This window comes from Actinoplanes siamensis, assembly GCF_016862395.1.
GTDB lineage: Bacteria > Actinomycetota > Actinomycetes > Mycobacteriales > Micromonosporaceae > Actinoplanes > Actinoplanes siamensis.
This window is the reverse complement of the sequence record NZ_BOMW01000052.1, coordinates 23,463-48,527: the sequence shown is the minus strand read 5'-3', so window position 1 is coordinate 48,527 and position 25,065 is coordinate 23,463. Positions and strand designations below refer to the sequence as shown.

Here is a 25,065-nt window from a genome sequence, read left to right as displayed (position 1 = left end):
CATCTCGGCACCTGCGGTCGGCGGTTTCGTCGCACCCTGCCAAGTTATCGCCGTCCTCTGATCGGTGCATGCTCGTCTCAGGATCTAGATCAGAACGTGACCGGGCGATAGCGTTCGGTACGGGCTAACGTCGGACTGGTGTACGTCGACAGTGAAGTCAGCCGCCTCCGCACCGTTCTGCTGCACCGCCCCGCAAAAGAGCTGGCCAGGCTCACTCCGCGGAACAGCGGCTCGCTGCTGTTCGACGGCATCCCCTGGGTCGGCCGGGCGCAGGACGAGCATGATCAGTTCGCCGAGGCGCTGCGTTCCCGAGGTGTCGAGGTTCTCCATCTCGACCGCCTGCTCGCCGAGACGCTCGCCGTCCCGGCGGCCCGCGAGGAGCTGACCGCCGGGGTCCTCGCCGACGCCCGGCTGGGTGACGGACTGCGCGCCGGGGTGGCGGACTACCTCGCCGACCAGACGCCCGAGCGGCTCGCCGAGGTGCTCGTCGCGGGCCTCTCCCACGAGGAGGTCAAGCCGGGCGGCGGCAGCCTGGTCTACGAGATGCTGCAGCCCAACGACTTCGTGATCGACCCGCTGCCGAACCTGCTCTTCACCCGGGACTCGTCGGTCTGGGTGCGCGACCGGGTCGCGGTGACCAGCCTGGCGATGCCGGCCCGGCGCCGGGAGACCACGCTCACCCACGCGATCTACCGCTTCCATCCGCGCTTCTCGGGGACCGAGCTGTTGTACGAGCCGGCGCTGGAGCACGTGGAGGGCGGCGACGTCCTCGTGCTGGCCCCCGACGTGCTGGCGATCGGCGTCGGCGAGCGCACCACCCCGGCCGGCGCCGAGCGGCTGGCCCGCCGGGTGCTGGCGGCCGGCCTGGCGCACACCGTGCTCGCCGTGCCGATCGCCCAGGAGCGGGCCACCATGCACCTGGACACGGTCTGCACGATGGTCGACACCGACGCGGTGGTGATGTATCCGTACGTGGCCGACAACCTGCAGGCGTGGACCATGGCCACCGATTCGGCCGGCGAGCTGGCCGTCCGCCCGCTCCGCCCGTTCCTGGAGGCCGCGGCCGAGGCGATGGGCATCGACCGGCTGCGTGTCATCGACACCGGCCTGGACCCGGTCACCGCCGAACGGGAGCAGTGGGACGACGGCAACAACACCCTGGCCATCGCCCCACGTCTCTGTGTCGCCTATGAGCGGAACGTGGAGACCAACGCGCAGCTGGAGCACGCCGGCATCGAGGTGGTCCGGATCCCGGGCTCGGAGCTGGGCAGCGGCCGCGGCGGCCCGCGCTGCATGAGCTGCCCGGTGGTCCGGGACCCGCTGCCGGCCTGAGCCCGGGACGGGGCTCAGCGAAGGTTCGGCCGGCAGCCGGTCACACCCTGCTCAGCGCAGCGTCAGCTGGCGACCGGTCACGCCCACTCAGCGCAGCGTCAGCTGGCGACCGATCAGGCCCTGCTTCGCCCGGCGTCCGGCGGTGTCGAGCGGCTCGGTGATCGCCAGCGTGTCCTGGTAACGCTTGGCGAAATCGGACAGCGGGGCCTCCCAGTCGCTCGCCTCCGGCTCGCCCGGGACGTCCCAGACCGGGACCAGCAGGCCGTGCGCGCGGAACATCCCGGCGAACTTGGTGTCCTCGCGCAGCACCAGCTCGCCGGCGGCGGAGAGCCGGGCCAGCGCGTCCAGCGCCCGGTCCTCGGTGTCGCCGAGCACCCAGCGGACGTGACCCTTGTCCGGCGTGATCCGGCACCAGTAGGCCGCCCTCGCCGAGGTCAGGCGCACGGTCGGGTAGATCGAGGCGTTCGCCCGCTCCAGCGACGCCTTGACGCTGGCATCCTGCAGCTGGTCGTTGTCCAGCCAGTACTCGAAGCCGTCCTGCATGGTGATCTCGAGTGGGCCGTCGACCAGCACGTCCTGCAGGCGCGGGCCTTCGCCGGGCAGCGCCGGCACCGAGACCGGGTCGCCGGGGGCGGTGCGCAGCGCGGAGAGGATCGCGACGGCCAGGTCGCGCGAGACGTCACCGGACTGCACGTGCCGCTGGAGACCGATGAAGACCTGCCCGTCCTGACGCGACATGGCCGGCCAGGCCATCGGCAGGACCGTGGAGAGGGTCACGGGGCGGTTCCCGTACTCCTCGATGATCTCGGGTTTCAGGGTCAGCGGCGCGGAGGCGGCCGGGACCAGCTCGCGCAGCGCGACCCACTCGGGTTCGTCGGCGAGACCCTCGAACGGGCGGGCGACGAAGATGTCGCGCACCTTGGCCTTGGGCTCGGACTGGGATTTACGACGCTTGCTCACGAGGGACCAGCGTAGGGGGTGGCCCCCGGATTGCCGTGACGCGGGCCACCCCAGGCGCGGCGCAGGCGGACCTCGACGTCCGCGTGCCGTCACCCTCCCGCGGCCGCAGCGGGACGGCCCTAGGCCCGGCGCAGGCGGACCTCGGCGACCGTGCCGCCACCCTCGCGCGGCCGCAGCGATACCCAACCGTGCTGGCGCTCCACCATCCGCCGGACCAGGTAGAGGCCCAGGCCGGCGCCCGGGTGCTGGTGCCGGTCGCCGCCGTCGGCCTGCCAGTAGCGCTCGAACGCCCGCTCCACGTGCTCGGGCGCGATCCCGGCGCCCCGGTCGGAGACGCGGAAGCGCAGCGTGTCGTCGTCGATGCCGGCGCAGAGTTCGACGACGCTGTCCGGCGGGGAGTACTTCTCCGCGTTCGTGGTCAGCTCGGTGAGGATGGTGGCGATGGACTCGCGGTTCCCGTACGCCTCGGGCAGGTCACCCGGCAGGTGCGCGAGCTTGAGCCGGCGCCGCAGGTCCGCGGGCAGCTCGCCGACCGCCTCGCGGAGCGCCTCCACCAGGTCGAACGGCCCCGCCGGAGCGGACCCGAGCACCCCGTCGCTGGCTGCCGAGAGCAACCGGTCGACCAGCCGGGCCAGCTCGCCGGCGCGATTGCCGATCACCCGGACGGCCTCCTTGCGGCCGGCCTCGCCGAGCGTCTCCCAGTGGTTGGTGAGCGTGTCCGCGTACCCTTTGATCACGGTGACCGGGGTGCGCAGCTCGTGGCTGGTGACCGCCACCCAGAGATCGCGGTCGGCCTGCGCCGGCGCGGCCACCGGGTGCACCGGCAGCCCGTCGCCCAGCCCGTAGAGCCGGCCGATCTGACCGGCCAGCAGCTCCAGCACCGCGTGGTGCTCGGCGCCCGGCTCACCGGCGTCGGCCCCGAAGTAGACGTGCAACGAGCCGGCGAACGTGTCCCCGGCCTCGCACCGGGCGCCCAGCATGTGCCGCAGGTCGCCACCCTCGATCTGCCTGGCGAACTCGTCGTTCACCGAGTCGAGCAGGACCAGCAGGGTGCGACCCGTGCTCTCCAGGCGGCGCTCCACCCGGCGGCCGATGGCCGGCTCGCACACCCCGGTGGCCGCGATGATCCGGCCGTGGCCGCCGGCGTACTCCGCGAAGCCGGCGCCGCGGGCGCCGAGCACCTCCTGGGCCAGCCGGACCAGCTGCTGGAGCACGGGCAGGCCGGACTCACCGGCGTTGACGCGGTCGAGGACCGCGATCTGACCCCGGGTCAGCGCTGGGTAGTCGGGACCGTCCGGCATGTCTGCGAGTCTGCCTCGCCCTTCACGTTTGGTGCATCTGTGTCACCGGTCACATTGTGGCCAGGCGATCGAGGACGAACCGGGGCCGGTCCGTGATCACGCCGTCCACCTGGTGTCCCAGCACCAGCTCCAGGTCGTCCGGTTCGTTCACGGTCCAGACGTACGTCCGGTGGCCGGCTTCCCGCATCGCGGACAGCAGGGCGGGACGGCTGCGGACCAGATCGACGCCGGGCCCGGCGATCCGCGAGCCGAACGGCAGCCGCCCCTTGCCGACCATCGGAGGCAGCAGCTCCAGCAGATAGACGGTGGGCACGCCGGGCGCCTGGGCGCGGATGCGGCGCAGCGCGAGCGCCGCGAAGGACATCACCGTCACCTGTACGGCGTCGTCCGGTTTCGGCTCGGCCAACCCGAACCGGCGGAGCATCTTCACCAGCCGGCGCTCCACCTCGGCGCCGTACCTCGAAGGGTGTTTGGTCTCGATCAGCAGGCGTACCGGCCGGCCGCATTCCCGCACCGCCGCCAGCAGCCGCTCCAGGGTGAGCAGCCGGCTCAGGTCGGGCAGCTCCTCGTCGGCCGGATAGCCCGGGTGCCAGGAGCCGTAGTTGAACTCGTCGAGTTGGGCCAGCGTGCGCCGGCTGACCAGCCCCTTGCCGTTGCTGGTCCGGCTCAGGCGGCGGTCGTGGAAACAGACCAGGTGCCCGTCGCGGGTGAGCCGGACATCGCACTCCAGGCCGTCGACGCCCTCCTCCAGGGCGCGGAAGTACGCCCCGAGCGTGTGCTCGGGCAGCGCGTCCGCGCCCCCGCGGTGCGCGAAGACGAGGGGCCGGTACCCGGTCACAACACCCGGGCCGGCTGCCCGTCCTCGCTGACCATCTCCCGGCCGGCCGCCGCCCACGACTTCATCCCGCCGTCGAGGTTGCGCACGTTGTCCCAGCCGTTGTTCATCAGGTAGTTCACCACCTGGGCGGAGCGCCCGCCGGCCCGGCAGAGCACCACGACCTCGCCGTCGGTGGGCACCTCGGCCATCCGGGCCGGCACCTCCATCATCGGAAGGTGGTGGGCGCCGGGCGCGTGGCCGGCGGTCCACTCGTCCGGCTCGCGGACGTCGAGAAGGTAGGCATCGGAGTCGACCTGATCCGGGGTCACGCTGGGTATCTGAGGTCCGAACACGGGCACCAGCCTACGACTCCGGGCGGGTCAGGACTTCTCGACCGGGTTGGCCGCCATCCACTCCGCCATCTTGTCCGCGGACATCGCCTGGAACAGCGCCAGCGCCTTCTCCCGGTCGGAGACCACCACGGACTGCCCGGCGATCGTCTCGCTGCCCTTGTTCGGGCTGGTCAGGAACGTCAGGTTGTCCCCGCGCAGGCTGCGGAACTGCAGCACCATGTCCTTGAGCGAGAAGTCCTGGTCGACCGTGACGGCCTTGGCCACCGCGTCGAGGAACGAGTCCAGTTTGCCGGGGTTGGTCAGCGTGCCGCTGCTCGACGCCTTGTCCATCAGCGCCTTGAGGAAGTCCTGCTGGTGCTGCATACGGGCGAAGTCGCCGCGGGAGAACTGCTTGCGCTGGCGCACCCAGTCCAGGGCCTGGGCGCCGTCCATGTGCATCATGCCCTTCTTGAACACCCGGTACGGCCGGTGGATCGAGGTGACCGTCTGCTCCACCTTCAGGTCGACGCCGCCGAGCGCGTCGGTGACCTCCTTGAAGCCGCCGAAGTCGATGGCCATCACGTGGTCGATGTGCACGTCCGTCAGGCACTCGACGGTGTGCACCGCGCGGGGCAGGCCGCCGAAGGCGAACGATGCGTTGATTTTCGCCCGGGAGCCGTCGCTGCACGCCGCGTCGTTGCTGCGCGGCACGACCACCCACAGGTCACGCGGGATCGAGACGATCTGCGCGCTCTTGTGGTCGGCCGGCACGTGCATGATCATCAACGTGTCCGCGCGCCAGGCGTTGGCCTCGTCGTCCTTGGTGTCCGGATCCCGCGAGTCGCTGCCGACCAGCAGGATGTTGAACGCGCCCTCGACCGTCTTGGCCGGGCGGTCGGCGGAGAGGCCGGAGAACGCGTTCGTGCGCTTGAGATCGTTGTCGATCCCGCTCACGTAGTTGACCGCGAAGATGCCCCCGATCAGAGCGAGCACCAGCACCGCGGCGCCGGCGACCAGGGCGATGCGCCCCCAGCGCGGCCGGATCCGGGGGCGGCCCGGGTAGGTGTGACCCCGGTCGCCCGGTCCCACGGGACGGGGACGGCCCGGCCCGTGCGGCGGGACGGAGGGCCGTCCGGAGGAGTTGCCGCTGGGAGAGATGGTCGCAGACATGCGAACCACATTAGGTCGGAATGACCGTTGATCCCGCCCAGTGCGGCGGTTCGGCACGAACGTGGGAGTTCTTCACCCCGCTGCCCGGACCGGCACGGCGACCGCGCCGGCCCGGCAGCGGGGATCGATCAGTGTGCGCCGTGCCCGGTCAGCGACCGGACCTCGAGCTCGGCGTACTTCTCGGCGTCGTTCTCCTTGCTGAGCACGGTGCCCAGCCAGCCGAAGAAGAAGCCCAGCGGGATCGAGATGATGCCCGGGTTGGACAGCGGGAACCAGTGCCAGTCCTCGTCCGGGAACATCGCGGTGGCCGAACCGGACACCACGGGCGAGAAGAACACCAGCACCACCGCGCTGAGCAGGCCGCCGTAGATCGACCACAGCGCGCCCGAGGTGTTGAACCGGCGCCAGAACAGGCTGTACAGGATGGCCGGCAGGTTCGCCGAGGCCGCCACCGCGAAGGCGAGCGCGACCAGGAACGCCACGTTCAGGCTCTGCGCGAAGATCGACAGCGCGATCGCGATCGCCCCGATCACCAGCGCCGCCACCCGGGCTACGTTCACCTCGTCGCGCTCGGACGCGTTGCCCTTCTTGATCACGTTGGCGTAGAAGTCGTGCGCGGTGCTCGACGACGACGCCAGGGTCAGACCGGCCACCACCGCCAGGATGGTGGCGAACGCGACAGCCGCGATGATCGCCAGCAGCACCGCGCCGCCGGTGTCCCCGCCCAGGTAGTCGATGCCCAGCTTCTGCGCCAGCTGCGGGGCCGCGGTGTTGCCGGCCTTGTCCTGCGCGGTGATCTCCTTGCCGCCCACCAGGGCCGCCGCGCCGAAGCCGAGGGCCAGGGTGAACAGGTAGAAGACGCCGATGATGCCGATCGCCCAGAGCACGCTCTTGCGGGCGATCCGAGCCGTCGGAACGGTGTAGAACCGGGTCAGGATGTGCGGCAGGCCGGCCGTGCCGAGCACCAGCGCGAGACCGAGCGACAGCAGGTCCATCTTGCTGTAGAACGTCTTCGTCGCGTCCCCGGCGGTCTCCACGCCGTACCGCAGGCCCGGTTCGAGGAAGGCGGCGCCCTTGCCGGACCGCGCGGCGGCGTCACCCAGCAGCGTCGACAGGTTGAACTTGTAGTGCGCGAGTACCATGATCGTCATCACCAGGGCGCCGGTCATCAGCATGAACGCCTTGACGATCTGGACGTACGTGGTGCCCTTCATGCCGCCGACCACCACGTAGACGATCATCAGCGCGCCGACCAGGATGATCGTGAACACCTTCGCCGTGGACGCGTCCATGCCCAGGAACTTCTCGTCCGCGGTGATGCCGAGCAGCAGCGAGACCAGCGCGCCGGCGCCGACCATCTGCGCGATCAGGTAGAAGATCGACACCACCACGGTGGAGACCGACGCGGCGGTGCGGACCGGGCGCTGGCGCATCCGGAACGCCAGCACGTCGGCCATCGTGTAGCGGCCCGAGTTGCGCAGGAACTCGGCGACCAGCAGCAGCGCCACCAGCCAGGCGACCAGGAAGCCGATCGAGTAGAGGAAGCCGTCGTAGCCGTAGAGGGCGATCAGGCCGGCGATGCCGAGGAACGACGCGGCGGACATGTAGTCGCCGCCGATCGCCATGCCGTTCTGGAAGCCGGAGAACTGCCGGCCGCCGGCGTAGAAGTCGGTGGCGGTCTTGGTCTGCCGGCTGGCCCAGATCGTGATGCCGAGCGTGATGGCCACGAAGATCAGGAAGAGCGTGATGGTCAGCGTCCGTGAGGTGTCGGACGAGGCCTCTGCGGCGAGCTGCATCAGACCGTCCTCCCCTCGTCCGCGCCGGCCGTGGCCCGGCCCTCGATGTCCTGGTAGATGTCGTCGGCGACGGGGTCCACCTGGCGCGCCGCGAACCGCGCGTAGTACCAGGCGATCAGGAACGTCGAGACGAACTGCAGCAGGCCGAAGAGCAGGGCGACGTTGATGTTGCCGATCAGCTTGACCGCCATGAAGTCCCGCGCGTACGCGGAGAGCAGGACGTACAGGGCGTACCAGAGGATGAACGCGATAGTCGTCGGGAAGATGAACTTGCGAAGGGTCTGGCGCAGTCGACCGAATTCCTCGGAGTTCTGCACCTCGAGATATCTCTCGGGGGTGGCCGGCACGGTGTCACCACCTTCGTTGGCGGGGCGGACTTCTCCGGCACGGTACGAAGGAAAGCCGCCCGCCCCGGGTCACCGGTCGGGGTCTGCGCTGAGTGGCGGTCTGACTGCGCTCAGCGGTCGAGTCCGGCGTAACGGCCCCGGAAGTGCACCAGCGGTTCGGTGGCCGTATCCAACCGGACCGATTCGATGATCGCCTCCACCAGCAGCGCCCAGCCACACGGCCGCTGCGACGAGAGGGTGCAGCCGGCCCATGCCCCGGCGTGCGCGGGCACCGGGCCGTACGGCGTCTCGCGCCAGTCCCCGGAGGCGAACAGCCCACCCGGCGCCGGCATCAGCCCGGCGAACCGGTCGGCCAGCTGCCGGTCGGCCGGCGTCAGCGGGGTCACCGCGAACCGCCCGGCCACCGAGACCGCGTCCCAGAAGTCGCTCTCCTCGTCGATCAGTCCCAGCACCCGTCCCGGGTCGCCGTCGGCCACCAGTGTGGACGAGACGGTCAGCCCGGCCGGTCCGGGCGCGGTCCAGAGCGTGACCGGCGCGGCCAGCCGCCCGCGCAGCCGGCGCACCGGGGACTTGTCCTCGTCGGGGACGGCGAACGGATCGGTGGAGTGGATGGTCATCCGCTTATTGTCCCGATTGCGGATCCTGTACGTCGCTAACGGCTCCAATTGATCAACAGCTATGTTTTTTTGGGGACCTCCGGCGGAAGGGGACGCGCATGCCCCAGGTGGTGTTACGGCCGGGCGACGTCGTTCACGTCGGGGCCGAGGCGAGCGTGCAGTTCTCCGGTGACCGGGCGCTGACCTTCCGGGTCATCCGGGTCGACCCGCGGGTCACCTACGACGGCTGGATCTGGCTGGACGGCTACGTCGTCGGTCCGGCCGGCAACGCGCTGCAGCGGCGGCGGATCTTCGTGCGGCAGGACGGGTTGCGGCCGATCCGGGTCAACCACGTGCCGGCGCCTCGCAACGGCGGTCCGCGGTCGGCCAACCGGCCCTGACCAGCGGGGTGACCGCCCGCCCCGCCCGGCCAGCGGTCCGCCGATCACCCGCGCCCCCCGGTCCGCCGAGCCGGCCGGGGCGGCGGCCCCGGGGGGCGAGACCGGGTCGTCCAGGACCAGCAGGCGCTGAGGCGCCGGGTGTTCCGCGGCGAAAGGGGGTGACGCGGAACACCCGGGCCGGATCAGCCGACCCGCTCGATGACCGCTCGGCGGATCAGGAACTTGCCGGGTTCGCGGACCTGTTCGAAGGCGGCGTTGTTGAGCAGGACGCAGCTGCCCGAGGTGGTCTGCACGGTCACCGTGATGCTCTTGTTGTTGTCCAGGTTCGTCACCTTGAGCCGGGTGCCGACCGGGAACGTCCCGCTGGAGGCGAACGGGTCGCCGGCCTCGCCGGAGAGGGTCACTGTAGAGCCCTTGCAGACGACCTCGCCGGCGCCGGTCCCGTTGTTGTTCGCGGGCGCGGTGGTCGCGGGAGCCGTCGTGGGCTTTCGGGCCGGCGCCGTCGTGGGCTTCCGGGCCGGCGCGGCCGGCGGCGCGGCGATGTTCGCGGTGCAGCCGGCCTGCTGGCGCTGCACGTTGATCAGGTCCACCACGGCCTGCCGGTTCGCCAGGATCGTGTCGGTCTGCGCGTTGGGGTGCGCCCGTTGGTCGGCCATGAAGGAGACGGTGTCGCGCAGCGACTGGTCCAGGCCGTCGCAGGTGGTGGAGGCGCTGCTCATCCCGGTGCCGACGGCCAGCGCGCCACCGGCGAGCGCGGCGATCGCCACCCCGATCGCGACCTTGCGGTTGCGCCCGGTGAGTCCGCTGCCCGGCCGCTTGTACGCACTGCTCCGTGATCTCCGCATGCCCGTCACTACGTGTGCGGGTTTCCGGGGAGTTGAAGCGGTTACCTTAAAGATCCTTAATTCACGACCGCAGCGACTCGGGCGCGTGCAGGCGCAGCATGGTGGCCCCCACGTCGGCCGGCACCCGGCGGCTGGTCAGCAGCGACACCACCACCATGACCAGGAACGCCAGCGGCACGGTCCAGGCCGCCGGCTGCACGACGAACCCGGCGAGCCCGCTCGGCAGATCCGCCCCGAGCACCGTGACCAGCACCGCCAGCACCGCCGACCCGCCGCCGGCCAGGATCCCGGCGGTCGCGCCGGCGTCGGTCAGCCCGCGCCACCAGATGCCGAGCACCAGCAGCGGGCAGAAGCTCGACGCGGCCACCGCGAACGCCAGACCGACCACCCGGGAGACGTCCATGTCGGACACGAACATCGCCATGGCGATCGGCACGGCCGCCGCCAGCACCGTGGCCAGCCGGAAGTCCCGCACCGACCCGGACCGCCCGGAGCGCAGCACATCCGTGAAGATCACCCCGGCCACGCTGGTCAGCAGGCCTGACGAGGTGGACAGGAACGCCGCCAGCGCGCCCGCGGTGACCAGCGCGCCGAGCAGTCGGCCGAGATGCCCGCCGCCGAGCGCGGCCTCCGGGAGCAGCAGCACCACCGCGTCGGTGCGCCCGGTCATCAGCAGCTGCGGCGTGTAGATCCGGCCGAGCACCCCGTAGAGGGTCGGCAACAGGTAGAACAGTCCGACCATGGCCAGCACCACGAGCGTGGTCCGGCGGGCCGAGGCGCCGTCCGGGTTCGTGTAGAACCGCACCAGCACGTGCGGCAGCCCCATGGTGCCCAGAAAGGTCGCCAGGATCAGCGAGTACGTGCCGAACAGGCCGCTCTCCCCGCCGGCCTGCAGCCAGTCCGCGCCGAACCTGGCGTCGACGGTGCTCACCCGTGGCACCGGGTCGCCGGCCGCGAAGCGCACCGTCTCACCGGCGGCCACCGGGCCGATCCCGTCCAGCACCGCGTCGCGCTCGATCACCACGCTGGTCGCCGTGGGGAAGACCGCGCCGGCCGGCGGGGTGACCGCGGGGCGGCCGTCGGACTGCCACTGCAGGATCAGGAAGACGATCGGCACGGCCAGCGCCGTCAACTTGAGCCAGTACTGGAACGCCTGCACGAAGGTGATCGCCCGCATCCCGCCGAACGCCACGTTGCCGGTCACCACCACGCCGATCAGCAGGGCGCCCCAGGCGTACGACCCGCCGGTGACCGTGGCGAACGTCAGCCCCGCGCCCTGCAGCTGGGGCAGCAGGTAGAGAGAGCCGATGAACAGCACGAACGCGGTGGCCAGCCGGCGCAACCGGGTGGACCGCAGGCGCACCTCGCAGAAGTCCGGCAGGGTGAACGCGCCCGAGCGGCGCAGCGGCGCGGCCACGAAGAGCAGCAGGGCCAGGTAGCCCGCGGCGAACCCCACCGGGTACCAGAGCACCTCGACGCCGTACCGCAGGACCAGGCCGGCCACGCCGAGAAAGGACGCCGCGGACAGGTATTCGCCGCTGATCGCGGCGGCGTTCCAGGATGGACTGACGCTGCGCGAGGCGACCAGGAAGTCCGAGGTGGTGCGGGCGAACCGGAGGCCGTAGGCGCCGATCGCGGCGGTCACCAGCAGCACCACGGCCAGACCCGGCACGAGGTACGGATTCACCGCTCCGGCCTGCGGATCACGGCTGTGAAGTCCTGCTCGTTGCGTTCCGCCCAGTGCACGTAGGCGGCGCCGACCAGCACCAGGAACGGGAACGACAGCACCCCGAGCAGCAGCCACGGCAGGTTCATCCCGAAGACGCGCGCGTGGCCGACCGCGGGCGCGACCGCGAACAGCAGCGGCAGCGCCCCGAGCCCGGCCGCGACCACCAGCGACAACCGCAGCGCGAGCGCCAGCTGCGCGCGGACCAGGCCTTTCACCAGCGCCTCGCCGACCGGGGTCTGCTCGGTGAGGTCGGTGCGCGCCGGATCGGCCGGGCGACGCCGGGCCGCGGCGTCGCCCAGCACCACCCTGGTGCGCGGGGGCGGCGGTTCGTCGGCCATGTCCGGCAGTCTCGCCGCCCCCGGGAGAATGTCAATAGCCGAACCGCGATGCCTCGCACTGGTACAGGTTGACCGGCCTCGGGCGGTCGCCGATCAGGTCCCGGGCGGTCGCCCGCCCCAGGTTCCACTCCCGCCACTCGTTCCCGCCCATGCCGAGGCTTATCGTGTTCAGCACGCAGAACCGGTCGTCCGGGTCGTCGATCCCGGTCAGCGCCGGCACCGCGTCCGGGGACAACCCGGACAGGTAGCGGACGTCGACCCGGTCCGCCGGGCGGTCCAGCTGGTTGCGGGCGATCCGCAGGTCCGGGTTCGCCACGGCCAGGCCGATCAGGGCCAGCACGCCCACCGCGATCGCCGCCCGGGGCAGCCACGGCGCGCGGATCCGGATCCCGGCGGCGAGCACCATCAGCAGGACCACCCCGAACCACAACTCGCAGCAGGCGACCAGCAGACGCAGCCGGGTCAGCCCGTAGGTGTCGATGTAAACCTGCATCCGGACCAGCGCCGACGCCACGATGACCAGGGTCAGCAGGGTGAGCGCGCCGAGGACGCAGCGGAACACCGCGCGGTCGCCGGGCGCCTCCCGGGGCGCCCAGCGGGCCGCGCCGGCGAGCACCACCAGGGTCAGGCCGATGACGAAGCAGAGCTGCCAGAAGCCGCCGCGGGCGTATTCGGCGTAGGTCAGTCCGGCCGTGGTCAGCACGTGCCGCTCGCCGCCGAACAGCACGGCGAGCTGCACCGTGACGAACGCGGCGAACAGCAGCGTGAGCAGGCCGAGCGGCACCGCCCACTCCAGGCGGCTGACCTTGCCGCCCTCGGTCTGATCCAGATCGGCCAGGTGCGGCGGCGCGACGCGCAGGTAGAGGGCGCCGGCCAGCACCGGGGTGGCGAGCACGGCCAGGAAGATCCAGCGGAACGCGCTGCCCACTCCGATCTCCGGGATCAGGCTCTCGGACAGCCTCGCGAACGCCGGATCGGCCGAGGCGAACAGCAGCCCGAAGACCGCCAGCAGGACGACCGAGGCCGCCGCGGTGCCGGCGATCCGGATCGGCGCCGGGCCGTCGCCGCTCTTGCGCCGGATCCGGGTCAGGCCGCGGCCCAGCCAGGGCAGGGCATACAGAACCGCGAAGAAACTGATGGCGTACGTCGTGAGCACGGCGCGCATGGAGCGGCCGCCTCCCAGCGCCAGCGCGGACGTCAGCGCGGCGGTCGCCACGCACAGGGCGAAGAGCCAGCCGGCCGCGCGGAACGTGCCCACGCCGAGCAGCGCGATCGTGGCGGCGCCCCAGGCGTACTGGTCCCAGCGTGTCCCCGGGGCCGGCCGGGTGACCAGCGGCGGAGGGCCACCGGTCACGGGGCGGGCGACGAGCAGGGCGATAGCCGCGGCCACCACGCTGACCAGCCAGCCGACGCCGGGCCGGTCCAGCGGCAGGCTTTCCGCGATCACCAGCACGGCGCCCACGAGCGCGGCGACGGTGGGCGTCGAGGCCGGCCGGCCCGGCCCGGGCAGGCGTCCGTTCCACGCCCGGAGATCCGGCCAGGGGCCGTACAACGGGCCGTTTATGACGAATTGTCCCTGTCGAGGAGCTGGGGGTGCCGTGGGCATGGCGTCTCTCGCCTTCTTTGCCGTTTACAGAGGGAGGCGTACGTGGATGTGGCAGCCGCGCCGGTCGGCCGGCTCGACCACCGCGATCGTTCCGTCGTGGAGCTGCACCACCCAGCGGGCGATCGCCAGGCCCAGGCCGGTGCCGCCGCCGGTGGGGCGCTCGCCCCGGGTGAAGCGCTCGAAGACCCGCTCCCGGTCCGCTGCCGGGATGCCGTCGCCCTCGTCGGTGACCGCGATCAGCACCTGCCCGTCGCGGCGCTCGGCGCGCAAGCTGACCAGCCCGCCGGACGGGCTGTGCCGGGTCGCGTTGTCCAGCAGGTTCGCGAGCACCTGGTGCAGCCGCTCCCGGTCGCCGGGCAGCACCAGAGCCGGCGCGGCGACCTCGAAGCGCACGTCCTGGCCGATGCCGTCGGCGTTGACCCTCGCCTCCCGGACCACCTCGTCCAGGAACTCCGGCACATCGATCAGATCGCGGCGCATCGGCACCACGCCGGCGTCCAACCGGGACAGATCCAGCAGGTCACCGACCAGCCGGCTGAGCCGCTCCGTCTGCGCCAGGGCGGTGCGCATGGTCTCCGGGTCGGTGTCGGCCACCCCGTCGACGATGTTCTCCAGCAGGCCCCGCAGAGCGGTGATCGGCGTACGCAACTCGTGCGAGACGTTGGCGATCAGCTCCCGCCGCTGCCGGTCCGCGGCGGCCAGGTCCGCGGCCATCTGATTGAAGGCCTCGGCGAGCTCGCCCACCTCGTCCTGGGAGCGGGTGCGGATCCGGCGGGTGTAGTCGCCGCGGGCCATCGCCCGCGCCGCGACCGTCATCTCGCGCAGCGGAATCGTCGCCCCGTGTGCCATCACCTGCAGTGTGACCAGGCCCAGCGCGGCGGCGATGCCGATCCACAGGACATCCACCCGATAGAAGTCGATGCTCCACAGGAACACCAGCAGGCCCACCCCGCCGGCCAGGCCGAGGGCCAGCGACAGCTTCGCCTTGATCGAGCGCACCGGGTCGAGCGGCCGGGGCAGCCACCGGAACAGCCTGGCGGCCACGTCGTGCGCCACCTGTGGGAGATGGGCGGTCATCTGCCGACTTCCAGGGCGTATCCCACGCCGTGCACCGTGCGGATCAGGTCCGCGCCCAGCTTGCGGCGCAGGCCCTTGATGTGGCTGTCCACGGTGCGGGTGCCGGACGCGTCGGCCCAGCCCCAGACCTCTGCCAGCAGCCGTTCCCGGGGCAGCACCGACCGGGGCGTCCGGGCGAGGTGCACGAGCAGGTCGAACTCGGTCGGGGTGAGGTGTCGCTCGGTCCCGGCCCGGAGCACCCGCCGCTCGGCCTGGTTGATCTCCAGGTCCCCGAGCCGCAGTGTCGGCGGGCCCGCCTTCGGCGCCGCCGCCACCCTGTGCACGCGGCGCAGCAGGGCGTGCACCCGGGCGGCCAGCTCCCGCATGGAGAACGGCTTGGCCATGTAGTCGTCGGCGCCCACCGCGAGGCCGACCAGCAGGTCGGTCTCCTCGCCGCGGGCGGTCAGCATCAGCACCGGGGTGGGCCGTTCGGCCTGGATGCGGCGGCAGACCTCGAGCCCGTCGAAGCCCGGCAGCATGACGTCGAGCACCACCACGTCCGGCGGGTTGCGCCGGGCGGCCTCGACCGCGCTGGGCCCGTCCCCGGCGATCTGCACCAGGAAGCCCTCCGCACGCAGCCGTGCGGCCACCGCGTCGGCGATGGCCCGCTCGTCCTCGACCACGAGAACTCGCCGCTCGGCTGTCGTCTCCATCCCCGCCACCCCCTTCCGCCGGCCGACCGTACCCGCGGCGCCGGCCGGTGCGCCCCCGTGACTCACCGGCCGTGTCGCGTGGCCAGCAGCTTATTGATCGGTCGGGGAGGGCTGGGGGCGGAGTTGTGAACGATCTGTGGAGATGACACCGGGGCGCGGTCCCCGACCGAACCCGGCAGCGCCGGCCCGCGCCGCGCCGGCCCGCGCCGGCCCGCCCACGTTGCGCCGTGCCGCACCGGCCCGCCCACGTTGCGCCGCGCCGCACCGGCCCGCCCACGTTGCGCCGCGCCGGCCCGCGCCGTGCCGCACCGCCTTGCGCCGCGCCGCCTTGCTTCGTGCAGCGCCGCGCGGGCCCCGCGCCGCTGTGCCTCGCGCCTCGCGCCACCCGCGCCCCCGCGCCGCCCCGCCCCGCGCGCCCCCGCGCCGCCCCGCCCCGCGCGCCCCCGCGCCGCCCCGCGCCGCGCGCCCCCGCGCCGCCCCGCCCCGCGCGGCCCAGGCCGCACCGGGAGCGAGGCGGGCACCGCCCGCGCCGGGTGGGCCCCGTGGTGCCTGGTGTGATCAGTAAGGGACATCACCACAAGGGTCCGAGGCGAGCCGCCCGCCGGCGTGACCGCCCGTCACCGTTGGCGGCGGCGCCACGGCGTCACAGCAGCCCAGGTGAAAGCCCGATGCAGGCTTAAGACGGGCTTGTGGTCAGCCCCCACCAGCCTGTGGATAACTCTGTGGGAAAGCCTGTGAGGCTGTGGATAGCCGTGTGGATTAGCGGTTCCAATCGTGCTTGGCGGCGCGAATCAGACGATCTTTCAGCTCCCGGGTGTGCCGGCGGCTGACCGGAAGCTCCACGCCGTCGACGGCTACCACATAACCCGAACCGGTCAGCCGCAGCTCGGTCACCAGGCGCAGCTGAACCAGGTAGGAACGGTGGATCCGGACAAAACCGGCGTTCGCCCAGCGCTCGGCAAGCGTCGCCAGCGACACCCGCACCAGGTGGGAGGCATCCGCGGTGTGCAGCCGGGCATAGTCCCCCTGTGCCTCCACCCACCGGACCGAGGACCGCGGCAGCATCCTGGTGGTGCCGGCCAGCTCGACCGGAATGGCCTGCTCGTCGGGGGTCATCGCCGGCGCGGGGGCGGACCGCGACCCGGCCACCCGGCGCAACGACTCGCCGAGGCGCTCGGCCCGTACCGGTTTCCGCACGTAGTCGGTGACACCCAGGTCGAACGCGTCCACCGCGCCGTCGTCGTAGGCGGTGACGAACACGATCGCCGGCGGATGGGCGAACCGGCGCAGTATCCGCGCCAGCTCCATGCCGTCCAGCCCCGGCATCCGGATGTCCAGGAAGACCGCGTCCACCTCGGTGTCGCGCAGCACCCGCAACGCCTCTGTCGCGTCGCCGGCCCGGTGCACGTGCGTCACCCGCCCGTCCGCGTTCAGCAGGTAGGCCAACTCGTCGAGCGCGGGCGGCTCGTCGTCCACAGCGAGCACGACGAGGCTCATGCGCACCTCCCCGCGATCGGACCGGCGCAGCGGGCCCGGCCAGGATCGCCGATGCGCGGCCAGGCCGGGAGAGTGGGCGTCATGCCCGCACCTGGGGATGGAATTTCGGGACTCGCATGCTCACCTTCGTTCCGGCGCCGGGCGCCGTCTCCACGACCAGGCCGTGGTGGTCGCCGAAGACCGAACGCAGGCGCTCGTCCACATTGACCAGGCCGACGTGCTGGCCGTCCTCGGACTCGGCGCCGTCGCGGCCGAAGACCTCCGGGTCGATGCCGACGCCGTCGTCCTCCACCGAGATGTGGCACTCGGCGCCGGCGTCACGTGCTTCGATGCTCACCATACCGACGCCCGGCTTGCGCGACAGGCCGTGCCGGACCGCGTTCTCCACCAGCGGCTGCAGGCACAGGAACGGCAGGCCGACCGGCAGCACCTCGGGCGCGATCTGCAGTCTGACCTGTAGCCGGTCGCCGAACCTGGCCCGCTCGATGGTCAGGTAGCGATCGATCGAGCGCAGTTCCTCGGCGAGCGTGGTGAACTCGCCGTGCGCCCGGAACGAGTACCTGGTGAACTCGGCGAACTCCAGGATCAGCTCGCGCGCCCGCTCCGGGTCGGTACGCACGAACGAGGCGATCGCGGTCAGCGCGTTGTAGATGAAGTGCGGGCTGATCTGCGCCCGCAACGCGCGCACCTCGGCCCGGGCCAGCCGCTCCCGGGACGAGTCGAGCTCGGCCAGCGCGACCTGCGACCCGGCCCACCGGGCGGCCTCCAGCGTGGCCTGCACCAGACCCGGCGCCGGTGGGCTGTCCGCGACCGCGACCAGGGCGGCCACCGGACCGTCCGGGCCCGGCCGGCCCGCGCAGGAGCCGCCGTTACCCGTCCGCGCCGCCGGGGAGCCGGCCGCACCGGGGCGGCCCGCCGCCGAGCCGGTGGGAGCGCCGATCGGGCCGGGCAGCGGCGCCACCACCGCGCCGCGGACCACGCAGTCGACCCGGTCGCACGGCAGGTCGGAGGCGGTCAGGACGATCGATCGGCCGGCGCTGAGCGCGCGTTGCGCGGCAGCCGTCAACTGCTCGGTGTGGTGGGCGCCGCGACCGTCGTACGCCAAGCAGGTGTCGCCGTCGGTGACGCTCAGGCCCACCGCGCCCACCAGCGTGCGCAGATGTCTCGCGGCCTTGGCCGCGGTGCCCGGGGTGAGCCCGGCCCGCAGCGGCTCGGCGGCCAGCGAGGCGGTGTGCAGCACCTCCCAGGTGGCCCGCTGCATGGTCGTCGCGATGCCGCGCCGGGCCCGCAGCCGCAGCACGGCCACGACGGCGGCGGCGAGCGCCGCCAGCACGGCGACGACCGCGAGCACACTTCCGATCTGCCCGGCCACGGCACAGATCCTGACGGGTCCGGGCCCGTGGCGCCATGCCACATCGCCGTCCTGTGGACAACGCCGGCCGCCCGGCAAGAAACATATGGACAGCCGGGAATCCGGATGATCGGCGCAGATGGCCGCCGCAACCACCAAGCTGGTCGGCATCGACGTCCGCGCCGGGGCCGGACCCGTCGCCTAAGGCTTGTCGGAGGGCGGGTTCAGGATCATCTGCGGCCCGGTTCCGCGGGCGGCGAGCCGGTCCCGCGGGTTGATCAGGTGGCAGCGCTGCAGCGACAGGCAGCCGCACCCGATGCAGCCGGTCAGCTGGTCGCGCAGCCGCTCCATCATGGCGATCCGCTCGTCCAGCCGGTGCCGCCAGCGGCTGGACAGCCGGGACCAGTCGGCCTTGGTGGGTGTCCGGTTCTCCGGGAGCTCGGCGAGCGCCTCCCGGATCTCGTCGAGCGACACGCCGACCTGCTGGGCGATTTTGATGAACGCGATCCGGCGCAGGTCGGCTCGTTCGTATCGCCGCTGGTTTCCCCCGGTCCGGGCGGCGTGCAGCAGGCCCTCCCGCTCGTAATAGCGCAGCGCCGACGGCGCCACCCCGCTGCGAGCGGCCATCTCGCCGATCGTCAGCGTCTCCACCAGGCCTCCCGCGGGCTTGAGTTGAAGTGCACTTCAAGTTGCAGCCTATCCGACATGACCACCGCGCGGCGTCGCCTCACCGGTGACGAGAACCACGCGCCGAGGCGTATTCCACTGTGGACGTGCTTCGAGTGGACGCCGACGAGCCGGACCGGGACAGGTTCCCGCTCTCCAAGGCGTACTACGCGGTGCTGGCCGACCAGGGGTTCATCCCCGAGGACTGGCTCGACCGGCTGGGCCGGTGGAACAGCCGGCTCGGCACGCATCCGGACCGGGTGCTCATCCCGGCGTCGAGATCGGCACCGGGTCGCTCGGGCACGGCCGGGGCTGGCCCGGACGGCGGCAGGCTGCGGGTGCTCCGGCGGGGTGGTCCCTGCTACTGGCGGTCGGGCCGATGCTCGCCGCGACCGAGGGGCTGGACGTCACCGTGGTGGGGTACACCAACACGCCGCGGCCGCTGGACGTCGAGGGGCTGCGGCTGCTCACCGGGGGCCGAGGTGATCGTGGCCGGGCCGTACCTCGCGGGAACGTCGGCGAGGCGCTGCGCGGCATCCCGCACCGGGCGTTGCACCTGGGCGTGGGGCGGGCGGAGGTGCGCGGCTACGGGACCTGGGAGGATCATGCCCGGGCGCACGGCCCGGAGGCGGAGGGCCTGCGCCGCTCGCTGAACGAACTCCTAGGCGGCGCCCAGGAACACCTCGCGCAGCGTCGACTCGAAGTGCCACACCGACTCGGTGTCCGGGAACCTCATCCGGAACCGCTCGCGTACCCCGTCCACCGCGGTGGCGGCCATCTCCAGAGCCGGGCGGCTCAGGTCGGGCCGCCAGGTGACGTTGCTCAGATGCCGCAGGTTCGCGTTCAGGTGCAGGCTCAGCCGGTGCAGCAGCGGCGTCTCCCGGATCACCACGAGGCGGCGGCGGGTCAGCAGGAACAGGTGGTCACCGGCGAGCGGCGCCTGCGGCCGCGTGCAGCGGGCCACCAGGAGAGGCTCCTCGTCGGCGTCGACGCAACGCTCCACGATCGGCTGGTGCCGGCTGGGGATGACCACGAACGTACGCGAAATCACGTCCATGACATGTTTAACGGGCTGTGAACTGCGGAGGCAGCGGCTTGAGCTGCTGAATAAGGAATTACAGCGGCCGGGCTGCCATAGTGTCCCCATGCAGTGGCGAGTCAAGCCGGTCCTGCCGGTGACCAAGCTGATGGGCGCCGTGGCCGTGGTGGTGCTGGCGGTGGCGTTCGCCGGCCGGGACCCGGTTCGGTGGGCGCTCGCCGTGCTGGTCGGCTGCGGGCTGGCGGTGTGGGCGCTGCGCGACGTGCTGGTGCCGGTCCGCCTGACGGCGGACCACGAGGGCGTCACGGTGGTCAGCGGCTTCGCCCGGCGGCGGCATCTGCGCTGGTCGGAGATCGAGCGGGTACGTGTGGACCGCACCGTGCGCCGTGGTCTGCGCAGCGAACTGCTGGAGATCGACGCCGGGGATGCCATCTACCTCTTCGGCGCGCACGAGCTCGGCGCTCTCCCGGAGGACGTCGTCACCCACTTGGCCGACCTCCGAACCTGAAGTCCAGCCCCCGACTGCCAGCCGCTGGCCCCCGGATGTCCCTCAGGAGCCTGGCCTCACCCCTGGTTGCCGGCCGCCAGCTCCGGGCCGGCGTTCACAGGTCCCTGCGGGCTCGGCGACATGCGAGCTGCCGGCGTTCGGCCGTTACGGGAGGATCTGGGCGGTCCGCCAGACCGACAGGGCGATCAACGCGGCCAGCAGCAGCGTGCAGCCGACCGCCTGCTTGACCGTCCGGTGCGGCAGCCGGGCGTAGGCCAGGATCACCGTGGTGGCCGCGCCGACCGCGAGACCGCCGAGGTGGCCGGCCTTGGAGATCTGCGGGACCCCGAAGGTGAAGATCAGGTTGGTGATCAGCAGCGGCATCAGCGAGCTGGTGTCCAGCATGAGCCGCCGGTTGACGATGATGACCGCGATGATCAGGCCGAAGGTGGCCGTGGAGGCGCCGGCCGACGGCTGGTTGGGCGCCTGCAGCAGGTAGCACGCGACGTTGCCGCCGAGACCGGCCAGGAAGTACAGCGTGAGGAAGCGCACCGGCCCGAACCGGGACTCCAGATAGCTGCCGATCTGCAACAGCAGGGTCATGTTGAGCAGCAGGTGCACCACGCCGTAGTGCAGGAACATCGCGGTGACCAGCCGGTACCACTCGCCGTCGGCGACACCGTGGACGGTGCCGTCCGGATACACCGCCCAGCCGATCACCTCGCCCGCGTCGGTCACCGGGGTGCCCGAACCCAGCAGGCCGAGGAAACCGCCGGCGCCGGCGATGGCGCGCGGCCCGCCGAGGATCACCGACGCCACCATCACCAGGACGTTGATCCCGATGATGGTGCGCACGGCGTATCCCGCACGGCCAGCGGTGAGGCTCCCGCCGAAGGCGTTGCGCGCTCGCCGCTGGCTCCTGCGGCCGTCCTTGACGCAGTCGGGGCACTGGTAGCCGACGACCGCGTCGTTCATGCACTTGGGGCAGATCGGCCTCTCGCACCGGCTGCACCGGAGCAAGGTCTCCGTGTCCGGATGGCGGTAGCACACCGGCGTGGTGGAGGGGGCCTCACTCATGGCACCAAAGGTACCGTGAGCGCTCAGGAACGCTCGATTTCCACCCGCTCCACGACGACGTCCTCGCGGGGACGGTCGCCGGGGCCGGTGGGGGTGTTCGCGATCGAGTCCACGACCTTCGCCGACTGCTCGTCCGCGACCTGGCCGAAGATGGTGTGCCGACGGTTCAGGTGCGGGGTCGGGCCGACCGTGATGAAGAACTGCGACCCGTTGGTGCCGGGGCCGGCGTTCGCCATGGCCAGCAGGTACGGCCGGTCGAAGGCGAGCTCCGGGTGGAACTCGTCGGCGAACTGGTAGCCCGGGCCGCCCCGGCCGGTGCCGGTCGGGTCACCCAGCTGGATCATGAAGCCGGCGATGACCCGGTGCGAGATGGTGCCGTCGTAGTACGGCCCGCTGCCCGGCTGGCCGGTGCGCGGGTCGGTGTACGCCTTGGTGCCCTCGGCCAGCTCCACGAAGTTCCGGACGGTCGCCGGGGCGTGGTCCGGGAACAGCTGGAGCCGGATCGGACCGTGGTTGGTGTGCAGGGTGGCGTAAATCGTCTCGGCCACGGGTACTCCCCTCTGCGGTGATGGAAGACATTCTCGTCAAGTCGGATCCTCCCCCATGTGTCTGATCCGGCCGCGCGGGGGTACCCGAGAAGGCAACATGAGCTGGGAGAAACCACAGGAGGTGGGCACTGGTGTTCGCAACGATGCGCCGTAAGCGCCGGACCGCGCGGATGCGCAACGAGCTCGGCCAGAGCATGGATCACTTCAAGCGCGCCGCTTCGATCGCCGCGCAGGAGACCAGCGCGACAGTCGGGCCCCGGTTCAACGCCGCGGTCGAGCGTGTCCAGCCGGCCGCCGAGAAGGCGAAGGGCGCGGCGACGCAGAGCTGGGACAGCGCGCTGGCCACGCTGACCCCGCTGGTCGCCGCCGCCACCGACAATGTGCGGAAGGCCGGCAAGACCAGCAAGAAGACCACCAAGAAGGAGCTCAGGGAACAGCGCAAGCAGGCCGAGAGGCTGCAGCGCCGGGCGGAGAAGGCGATGAGCCGCAAGCAGCGCCGCGGCCGGGGCGGCAAGCTCGCCGGGTACGCGCTCCTGGGCACCGCCGTGGGGGTCGGCGCCGCCTGGTACGCCAAGCGCCGCAATCAGGCGCAGTGGGAGGAGTACGACGCCGCGCCCGACACGTCCCCGGTCGCCGCCGCGGACGACGCCGCCTTCGAGCCGCTGGAGCCGACCGTCTACACGACGTCCAACGGCACCTCCACCGAGCAGGCCGGGAAGATCGACCCGGCGAAGTGACGACAGCCGCTCAGCGCCGGCCGGCCAGCTCCCGATCGAGGAGCGGGCCGGCCGGCAGCAGCGCGACCAGCTCGGCCGGCACGGTGACCGGTTCCACGCCGGCGTAGCCGAGCCGGGGCAGCAGGTCGCGGCTCGACAGTGGACAGGCCCGGCCGTCGTCGGTGACGACGTGGGTCACTCCGCTCGTCGCGGTCACCACCGCGCCACGGCCCCGGGGGACCGGGGTCACGCCGGGTGGGAGCGCCGGGTCGAGCCGTACGCTCGCCGGGCCGTCGGCCGGGCGGGTGACGCACGCCCGTACCGCGAAATCGGCGAGCCCGGCCGGCGGCGGACCCGGCGGCGAGAAGAGATCCGGGCCGGCCGGAACAGCGTCGATCCAGGCCGCGGCGACCAGCGCGGGGGAGCGGCCGAACCACTGGACGGCCCGTTCCGCCGGGAGCCGGCGCCGCGCCCCGCCGCCGACCAGGAAGGTGCGGCCCGTCGGGTCGTGGACCAGCAGCGCGCGTTCCCCGGCCGGCGCACCGGGCGGCGCCGCGCCCACCAGCAGCGAGGTCCGCGCCGCGCGGTCGGTGCAGACCGTCCAGGCGTCCCGGATCAGGTTCTCCGCGGGCGGCAGCGCGTCCGGCGCGCCCGGGATGCCGAGCGTCGCGCCCAACGGCACCCGCGCCAGCCTCGCCTGTGACACCGGTTTGACCTCGGGTTGCTCGCCGGCGGCCAGCAGCAGGCCGGAGGTGTAGTTGAGCACCGGGTGCAGGCGCCGGTCCGTCTCCAGGAAGACGTACCGCGCGCCGGATCGCCGGTCGAGCAGGATCACGGACGGATCGGTGGGGTCGGCGAGACCGCCGCCGGTGACCATCCGGTACGCCGCGAGGCCGCCCGCCACCAGCGCGGCGACCAGCGCACCGGTCAGCACGGCGGCCCCGGCGCGGCGCAGCGGCGGACGGCCCGGGTCCGCGTCGTGCCCGATCAGGGCGGCGGTGAGGCGCTGCAGCTGGACGTCCCGCACGCCGCCAGCCTATCGGCGCACGTCGATCATTCGCCTACAGCCAGCCGTTGCGGCGGAACGCCCGGTAGAGCACCACGGTGACCACCGCGAGCAGCGCCATCAGGCCGGGATAGCCGTACCGCCAGTGCGTCTCCGGCATGTACTCGAAGTTCATCCCGTAGACGCCGGCCGCGGCGGTCCAGGCGGTGGCGATGCCGGCCCAGGCCGCGATCTTGCGCATGTCGTTGTTCTGGTCGACGGTGACCTGGGCCAGGCGGGCCTGCAGGATGGAGTTCAGCAGGTCGTCGTAGGAGGAGACCTGCTCGACCGTACGGGTCAGGTGGTCCTGCACGTCCCGGAAGTAGCGCCGGATCTCCTTGGGCACCACACCCTGGCTGGCGATGATCCCGGCCAGCGGCCGCTGTAACGGGACCACCGCCCGGCGGAACTCCACCAGCTCCCGCTTGAGCTGGTAGACCTGCTGGATCGGGGCGCTGCGGTCGCGGGAGAAGACGCCCTCCTCGATCAGGTCCAGGTCCGCCTCGACCTGCTCGGCGACCACGAGGTAGTGGTCGACGACGCGGTCGGTCACCGCGTAGGCCACCGCCCACGGTCCCTGCTGCAGCAGGTTCGCCCGCTGCTTCTCCAGATCGGCCCGGACCGGGGACATCCCGGAGGCGTCGCCGTGCCGGACGGTGATGACGAACCGGTCGCCGATGAAGATCATCATCTGGCCGGTCTCCACCACCTGGGAGCTCTCGGTCAGCTCCTGGTGCGGCACGTACCGCGCGGTCCGCAGGACCAGGAAGTGCACGTCGCCGAACTGCTCCAGCTTGGGTCGCTGCTCGGCCTTGACCGCGTCCTCGACGGCCAGCTCGTGCAGGCCGTAGGTGCGCGCGATGTCTGTCATCTCGGACTCGTCCGGCTGGTGCAGCCCGAGCCAGACGAACGCGTCGTCGCGCCGGCAAACCTCGGCGAACGCCTGGTCCGGGGTGAACGTGCCGGGGATCCGCTCGCCGGCCACGTAGACGCCGCAGTCGACCACCGCGCTGCCGTCCGCACGGGGTTCGCCGGAGTCGTGCCCCGACTCGGCGGCGCCGAGAAAACGATTCATCGCGCGAGCCGCCCAGGCCCTGGACAACGGCCGGTTACGGCTCCACGCACCGTTCTCGCGCTCGCTCATGCCGACCTCCCCCAGGTGACCCGACAAACCAATCGAGGCTACTTCGTCGTGTCCCGGAAAGGTGCGGCCGGGCGGGCTCCCACGGAGTCGGCGGGGGGTCGGACCCGCGGGGCCCACCCGGACGGAGTTGTGGTTCCCACATCCGTCCGGGTGAAA

General features: G+C 72.2%; 26 protein-coding genes and 1 pseudogene. 5 read left to right on the top strand and 22 right to left on the bottom strand.

Annotated elements, in window-relative coordinates; all coding sequences use genetic code 11:
- The first annotated feature begins 138 nt into the window (after window positions 1–138).
- The gene (locus tag Asi03nite_RS25785) at window positions 139–1,332 is read left to right on the top strand and encodes an arginine deiminase (protein ID WP_203683045.1); all 1,194 of its coding nucleotides are present in this window, start codon (window positions 139–141) and stop codon (window positions 1,330–1,332) included.
- 87 nt (window positions 1,333–1,419) lie between these two features.
- On the opposite strand, the gene Asi03nite_RS25780 is transcribed toward Asi03nite_RS25785, so the two are convergent.
- The 8 genes from Asi03nite_RS25780 to Asi03nite_RS25745 all read right to left on the bottom strand — a co-directional run bounded on the left by Asi03nite_RS25780 (window position 1,420) and on the right by Asi03nite_RS25745 (window position 8,672).
- A complete protein-coding gene (locus Asi03nite_RS25780; RefSeq protein ID WP_203683044.1) occupies window positions 1,420–2,292 on the bottom strand; it encodes a DUF5926 family protein in 873 nt (290 codons plus the stop codon).
- Between the two features lie 119 nt (window positions 2,293–2,411).
- Window positions 2,412–3,593 carry a sensor histidine kinase gene (locus tag Asi03nite_RS25775; RefSeq protein WP_203683043.1) on the bottom strand — a complete coding sequence of 394 codons (1,182 nt, stop codon included), beginning with the start codon at window positions 3,591–3,593 and terminating at the stop codon, window positions 2,412–2,414.
- Between the two features lie 49 nt (window positions 3,594–3,642).
- The gene (locus Asi03nite_RS25770) at window positions 3,643–4,431 is read right to left on the bottom strand and encodes a glycerophosphodiester phosphodiesterase (protein ID WP_203683042.1); all 789 of its coding nucleotides are present in this window, start codon (window positions 4,429–4,431) and stop codon (window positions 3,643–3,645) included.
- Window positions 4,428–4,763 carry a rhodanese-like domain-containing protein gene (locus tag Asi03nite_RS25765; RefSeq protein WP_203683041.1) on the bottom strand — a complete coding sequence of 112 codons (336 nt, stop codon included), beginning with the start codon at window positions 4,761–4,763 and terminating at the stop codon, window positions 4,428–4,430. The genes Asi03nite_RS25770 and Asi03nite_RS25765 overlap by 4 nt, the downstream gene beginning before the upstream one ends.
- A 27-nt stretch (window positions 4,764–4,790) precedes the next feature.
- Window positions 4,791–5,912 carry an LCP family protein gene (locus Asi03nite_RS25760; RefSeq protein ID WP_203683040.1) on the bottom strand — a complete coding sequence of 374 codons (1,122 nt, stop codon included), beginning with the start codon at window positions 5,910–5,912 and terminating at the stop codon, window positions 4,791–4,793.
- Between the two features lie 128 nt (window positions 5,913–6,040).
- A complete protein-coding gene (locus Asi03nite_RS25755) occupies window positions 6,041–7,708 on the bottom strand; it encodes a monocarboxylic acid transporter (protein WP_203683039.1) in 1,668 nt (555 codons plus the stop codon).
- Window positions 7,708–8,055, bottom strand: coding sequence for a DUF485 domain-containing protein (locus Asi03nite_RS25750; protein ID WP_203683038.1), 348 nt, complete (start codon window positions 8,053–8,055; stop codon window positions 7,708–7,710). The genes Asi03nite_RS25755 and Asi03nite_RS25750 overlap by 1 nt, the downstream gene beginning before the upstream one ends.
- A gap of 110 nt (window positions 8,056–8,165) precedes the next feature.
- Entirely contained in the window at window positions 8,166–8,672 is a 507-nt protein-coding gene (locus Asi03nite_RS25745) for a flavin reductase family protein (RefSeq protein WP_203683037.1), read from the bottom strand.
- A gap of 98 nt (window positions 8,673–8,770) precedes the next feature.
- On the opposite strand from Asi03nite_RS25745, the gene Asi03nite_RS25740 reads away from it, so the two are divergent.
- The gene (locus Asi03nite_RS25740) at window positions 8,771–9,052 is read left to right on the top strand and encodes a hypothetical protein (protein WP_203683036.1); all 282 of its coding nucleotides are present in this window, start codon (window positions 8,771–8,773) and stop codon (window positions 9,050–9,052) included.
- A gap of 182 nt (window positions 9,053–9,234) precedes the next feature.
- Here the strand turns inward: Asi03nite_RS25740 and Asi03nite_RS25735 are convergent, their stop codons facing one another.
- From Asi03nite_RS25735 to soxR, 9 genes are all read right to left on the bottom strand, one after another.
- Window positions 9,235–9,897, bottom strand: coding sequence for an SCO2207 family protein (locus tag Asi03nite_RS25735; RefSeq protein WP_203683035.1), 663 nt, complete (start codon window positions 9,895–9,897; stop codon window positions 9,235–9,237).
- 61 nt (window positions 9,898–9,958) lie between these two features.
- Entirely contained in the window at window positions 9,959–11,584 is a 1,626-nt protein-coding gene (locus Asi03nite_RS25730; protein WP_203683034.1) for a sodium/solute symporter, read from the bottom strand.
- Window positions 11,581–11,964 (bottom strand): DUF485 domain-containing protein, encoded by a 384-nt coding sequence (locus Asi03nite_RS25725; RefSeq protein WP_203683033.1) that lies wholly within the window; start codon window positions 11,962–11,964, stop codon window positions 11,581–11,583. Before Asi03nite_RS25725 ends, Asi03nite_RS25730 begins: the two co-directional genes overlap by 4 nt.
- A 31-nt stretch (window positions 11,965–11,995) precedes the next feature.
- A complete protein-coding gene (locus Asi03nite_RS25720; RefSeq protein WP_239102919.1) occupies window positions 11,996–13,516 on the bottom strand; it encodes a DUF4153 domain-containing protein in 1,521 nt (506 codons plus the stop codon).
- A 78-nt stretch (window positions 13,517–13,594) separates the two neighbouring features.
- Complete coding sequence (locus tag Asi03nite_RS25715) at window positions 13,595–14,647, bottom strand: HAMP domain-containing sensor histidine kinase (RefSeq protein ID WP_203683031.1); 1,053 nt, start codon at window positions 14,645–14,647, stop codon at window positions 13,595–13,597.
- Complete coding sequence (locus Asi03nite_RS25710; RefSeq protein WP_203683030.1) at window positions 14,644–15,339, bottom strand: response regulator transcription factor; 696 nt, start codon at window positions 15,337–15,339, stop codon at window positions 14,644–14,646. Before Asi03nite_RS25710 ends, Asi03nite_RS25715 begins: the two co-directional genes overlap by 4 nt.
- Before the next feature lie 759 nt (window positions 15,340–16,098).
- Window positions 16,099–16,836: a LytR/AlgR family response regulator transcription factor gene (locus tag Asi03nite_RS25705; protein ID WP_373872163.1), complete on the bottom strand. Its 738-nt coding sequence runs from the start codon at window positions 16,834–16,836 to the stop codon at window positions 16,099–16,101.
- Window positions 16,837–16,915: 79 nt separating this feature from the next.
- Window positions 16,916–18,208 carry a sensor histidine kinase gene (locus Asi03nite_RS25700; RefSeq protein ID WP_203683028.1) on the bottom strand — a complete coding sequence of 431 codons (1,293 nt, stop codon included), beginning with the start codon at window positions 18,206–18,208 and terminating at the stop codon, window positions 16,916–16,918.
- Window positions 18,209–18,388: 180 nt separating this feature from the next.
- Complete coding sequence (gene soxR, locus Asi03nite_RS25695; RefSeq protein ID WP_203683027.1) at window positions 18,389–18,838, bottom strand: redox-sensitive transcriptional activator SoxR; 450 nt, start codon at window positions 18,836–18,838, stop codon at window positions 18,389–18,391.
- An 86-nt stretch (window positions 18,839–18,924) separates the two neighbouring features.
- On the opposite strand from soxR, the pseudogene Asi03nite_RS25690 reads away from it, so the two are divergent.
- Window positions 18,925–19,166: pseudogene (locus Asi03nite_RS25690) on the top strand (transketolase); the annotation flags it as partial.
- 348 nt (window positions 19,167–19,514) lie between these two features.
- Here the strand turns inward: Asi03nite_RS25690 and Asi03nite_RS25685 are convergent.
- Window positions 19,515–19,910 (bottom strand): hypothetical protein, encoded by a 396-nt coding sequence (locus Asi03nite_RS25685; RefSeq protein ID WP_203683026.1) that lies wholly within the window; start codon window positions 19,908–19,910, stop codon window positions 19,515–19,517.
- An 88-nt stretch (window positions 19,911–19,998) separates the two neighbouring features.
- Here Asi03nite_RS25685 and Asi03nite_RS25680 point away from each other — a divergent pair, with 88 nt between their 5' ends.
- Complete coding sequence (locus tag Asi03nite_RS25680; protein ID WP_203683025.1) at window positions 19,999–20,400, top strand: PH domain-containing protein; 402 nt, start codon at window positions 19,999–20,001, stop codon at window positions 20,398–20,400.
- Window positions 20,401–20,544: 144 nt separating this feature from the next.
- On the opposite strand, the gene Asi03nite_RS25675 is transcribed toward Asi03nite_RS25680, so the two are convergent.
- Both Asi03nite_RS25675 and Asi03nite_RS25670 read right to left on the bottom strand, forming a co-directional pair.
- On the bottom strand, window positions 20,545–21,456 hold the full coding sequence (locus tag Asi03nite_RS25675; RefSeq protein ID WP_203683024.1) for a rhomboid family intramembrane serine protease: 912 nt from the start codon (window positions 21,454–21,456) through the stop codon (window positions 20,545–20,547).
- A gap of 23 nt (window positions 21,457–21,479) precedes the next feature.
- On the bottom strand, window positions 21,480–22,004 hold the full coding sequence (locus Asi03nite_RS25670; protein ID WP_203683023.1) for a peptidylprolyl isomerase: 525 nt from the start codon (window positions 22,002–22,004) through the stop codon (window positions 21,480–21,482).
- Between the two features lie 131 nt (window positions 22,005–22,135).
- On the opposite strand from Asi03nite_RS25670, the gene Asi03nite_RS25665 reads away from it, so the two are divergent.
- On the top strand, window positions 22,136–22,741 hold the full coding sequence (locus tag Asi03nite_RS25665; RefSeq protein WP_239102918.1) for a hypothetical protein: 606 nt from the start codon (window positions 22,136–22,138) through the stop codon (window positions 22,739–22,741).
- Window positions 22,742–22,751: 10 nt separating this feature from the next.
- Here Asi03nite_RS25665 and Asi03nite_RS25660 read toward each other — a convergent pair whose 3' ends face one another.
- Window positions 22,752–23,747, bottom strand: coding sequence for a type VII secretion protein EccB (locus tag Asi03nite_RS25660; protein ID WP_203683022.1), 996 nt, complete (start codon window positions 23,745–23,747; stop codon window positions 22,752–22,754).
- A 34-nt stretch (window positions 23,748–23,781) separates the two neighbouring features.
- Window positions 23,782–24,909 (bottom strand): magnesium/cobalt transporter CorA, encoded by a 1,128-nt coding sequence (corA, locus tag Asi03nite_RS25655; RefSeq protein ID WP_203683021.1) that lies wholly within the window; start codon window positions 24,907–24,909, stop codon window positions 23,782–23,784.
- Between the last annotated feature and the right edge of the window lie 156 nt (window positions 24,910–25,065).

What these genes read in the sequence shown, in the direction of transcription:
- Asi03nite_RS25775 (WP_203683043.1), bottom strand. Translation starts at nt 3,593, where the DNA reads ATGCCGGACGGTCCCGACTACCCAGCGCTGACCCGGGGTCAGATCGCG.
- Asi03nite_RS25760 (WP_203683040.1), bottom strand. Translation starts at nt 5,912, where the DNA reads ATGTCTGCGACCATCTCTCCCAGCGGCAACTCCTCCGGACGGCCCTCC.
- Asi03nite_RS25755 (WP_203683039.1), bottom strand. Translation starts at nt 7,708, where the DNA reads ATGCAGCTCGCCGCAGAGGCCTCGTCCGACACCTCACGGACGCTGACC.
- Asi03nite_RS25745 (WP_203683037.1), bottom strand. Translation starts at nt 8,672, where the DNA reads ATGACCATCCACTCCACCGATCCGTTCGCCGTCCCCGACGAGGACAAG.
- Asi03nite_RS25740 (WP_203683036.1), top strand. Translation starts at nt 8,771, where the DNA reads ATGCCCCAGGTGGTGTTACGGCCGGGCGACGTCGTTCACGTCGGGGCC.
- Asi03nite_RS25735 (WP_203683035.1), bottom strand. Translation starts at nt 9,897, where the DNA reads ATGCGGAGATCACGGAGCAGTGCGTACAAGCGGCCGGGCAGCGGACTC.
- Asi03nite_RS25725 (WP_203683033.1), bottom strand. Translation starts at nt 11,964, where the DNA reads ATGGCCGACGAACCGCCGCCCCCGCGCACCAGGGTGGTGCTGGGCGAC.
- Asi03nite_RS25715 (WP_203683031.1), bottom strand. Translation starts at nt 14,647, where the DNA reads ATGACCGCCCATCTCCCACAGGTGGCGCACGACGTGGCCGCCAGGCTG.
- Asi03nite_RS25710 (WP_203683030.1), bottom strand. Translation starts at nt 15,339, where the DNA reads ATGGAGACGACAGCCGAGCGGCGAGTTCTCGTGGTCGAGGACGAGCGG.
- Asi03nite_RS25705 (WP_373872163.1), bottom strand. Translation starts at nt 16,836, where the DNA reads ATGAGCCTCGTCGTGCTCGCTGTGGACGACGAGCCGCCCGCGCTCGAC.
- Asi03nite_RS25685 (WP_203683026.1), bottom strand. Translation starts at nt 19,910, where the DNA reads ATGGACGTGATTTCGCGTACGTTCGTGGTCATCCCCAGCCGGCACCAG.
- Asi03nite_RS25680 (WP_203683025.1), top strand. Translation starts at nt 19,999, where the DNA reads ATGCAGTGGCGAGTCAAGCCGGTCCTGCCGGTGACCAAGCTGATGGGC.
- Asi03nite_RS25675 (WP_203683024.1), bottom strand. Translation starts at nt 21,456, where the DNA reads ATGAGTGAGGCCCCCTCCACCACGCCGGTGTGCTACCGCCATCCGGAC.
- corA (WP_203683021.1), bottom strand. Translation starts at nt 24,909, where the DNA reads ATGAGCGAGCGCGAGAACGGTGCGTGGAGCCGTAACCGGCCGTTGTCC.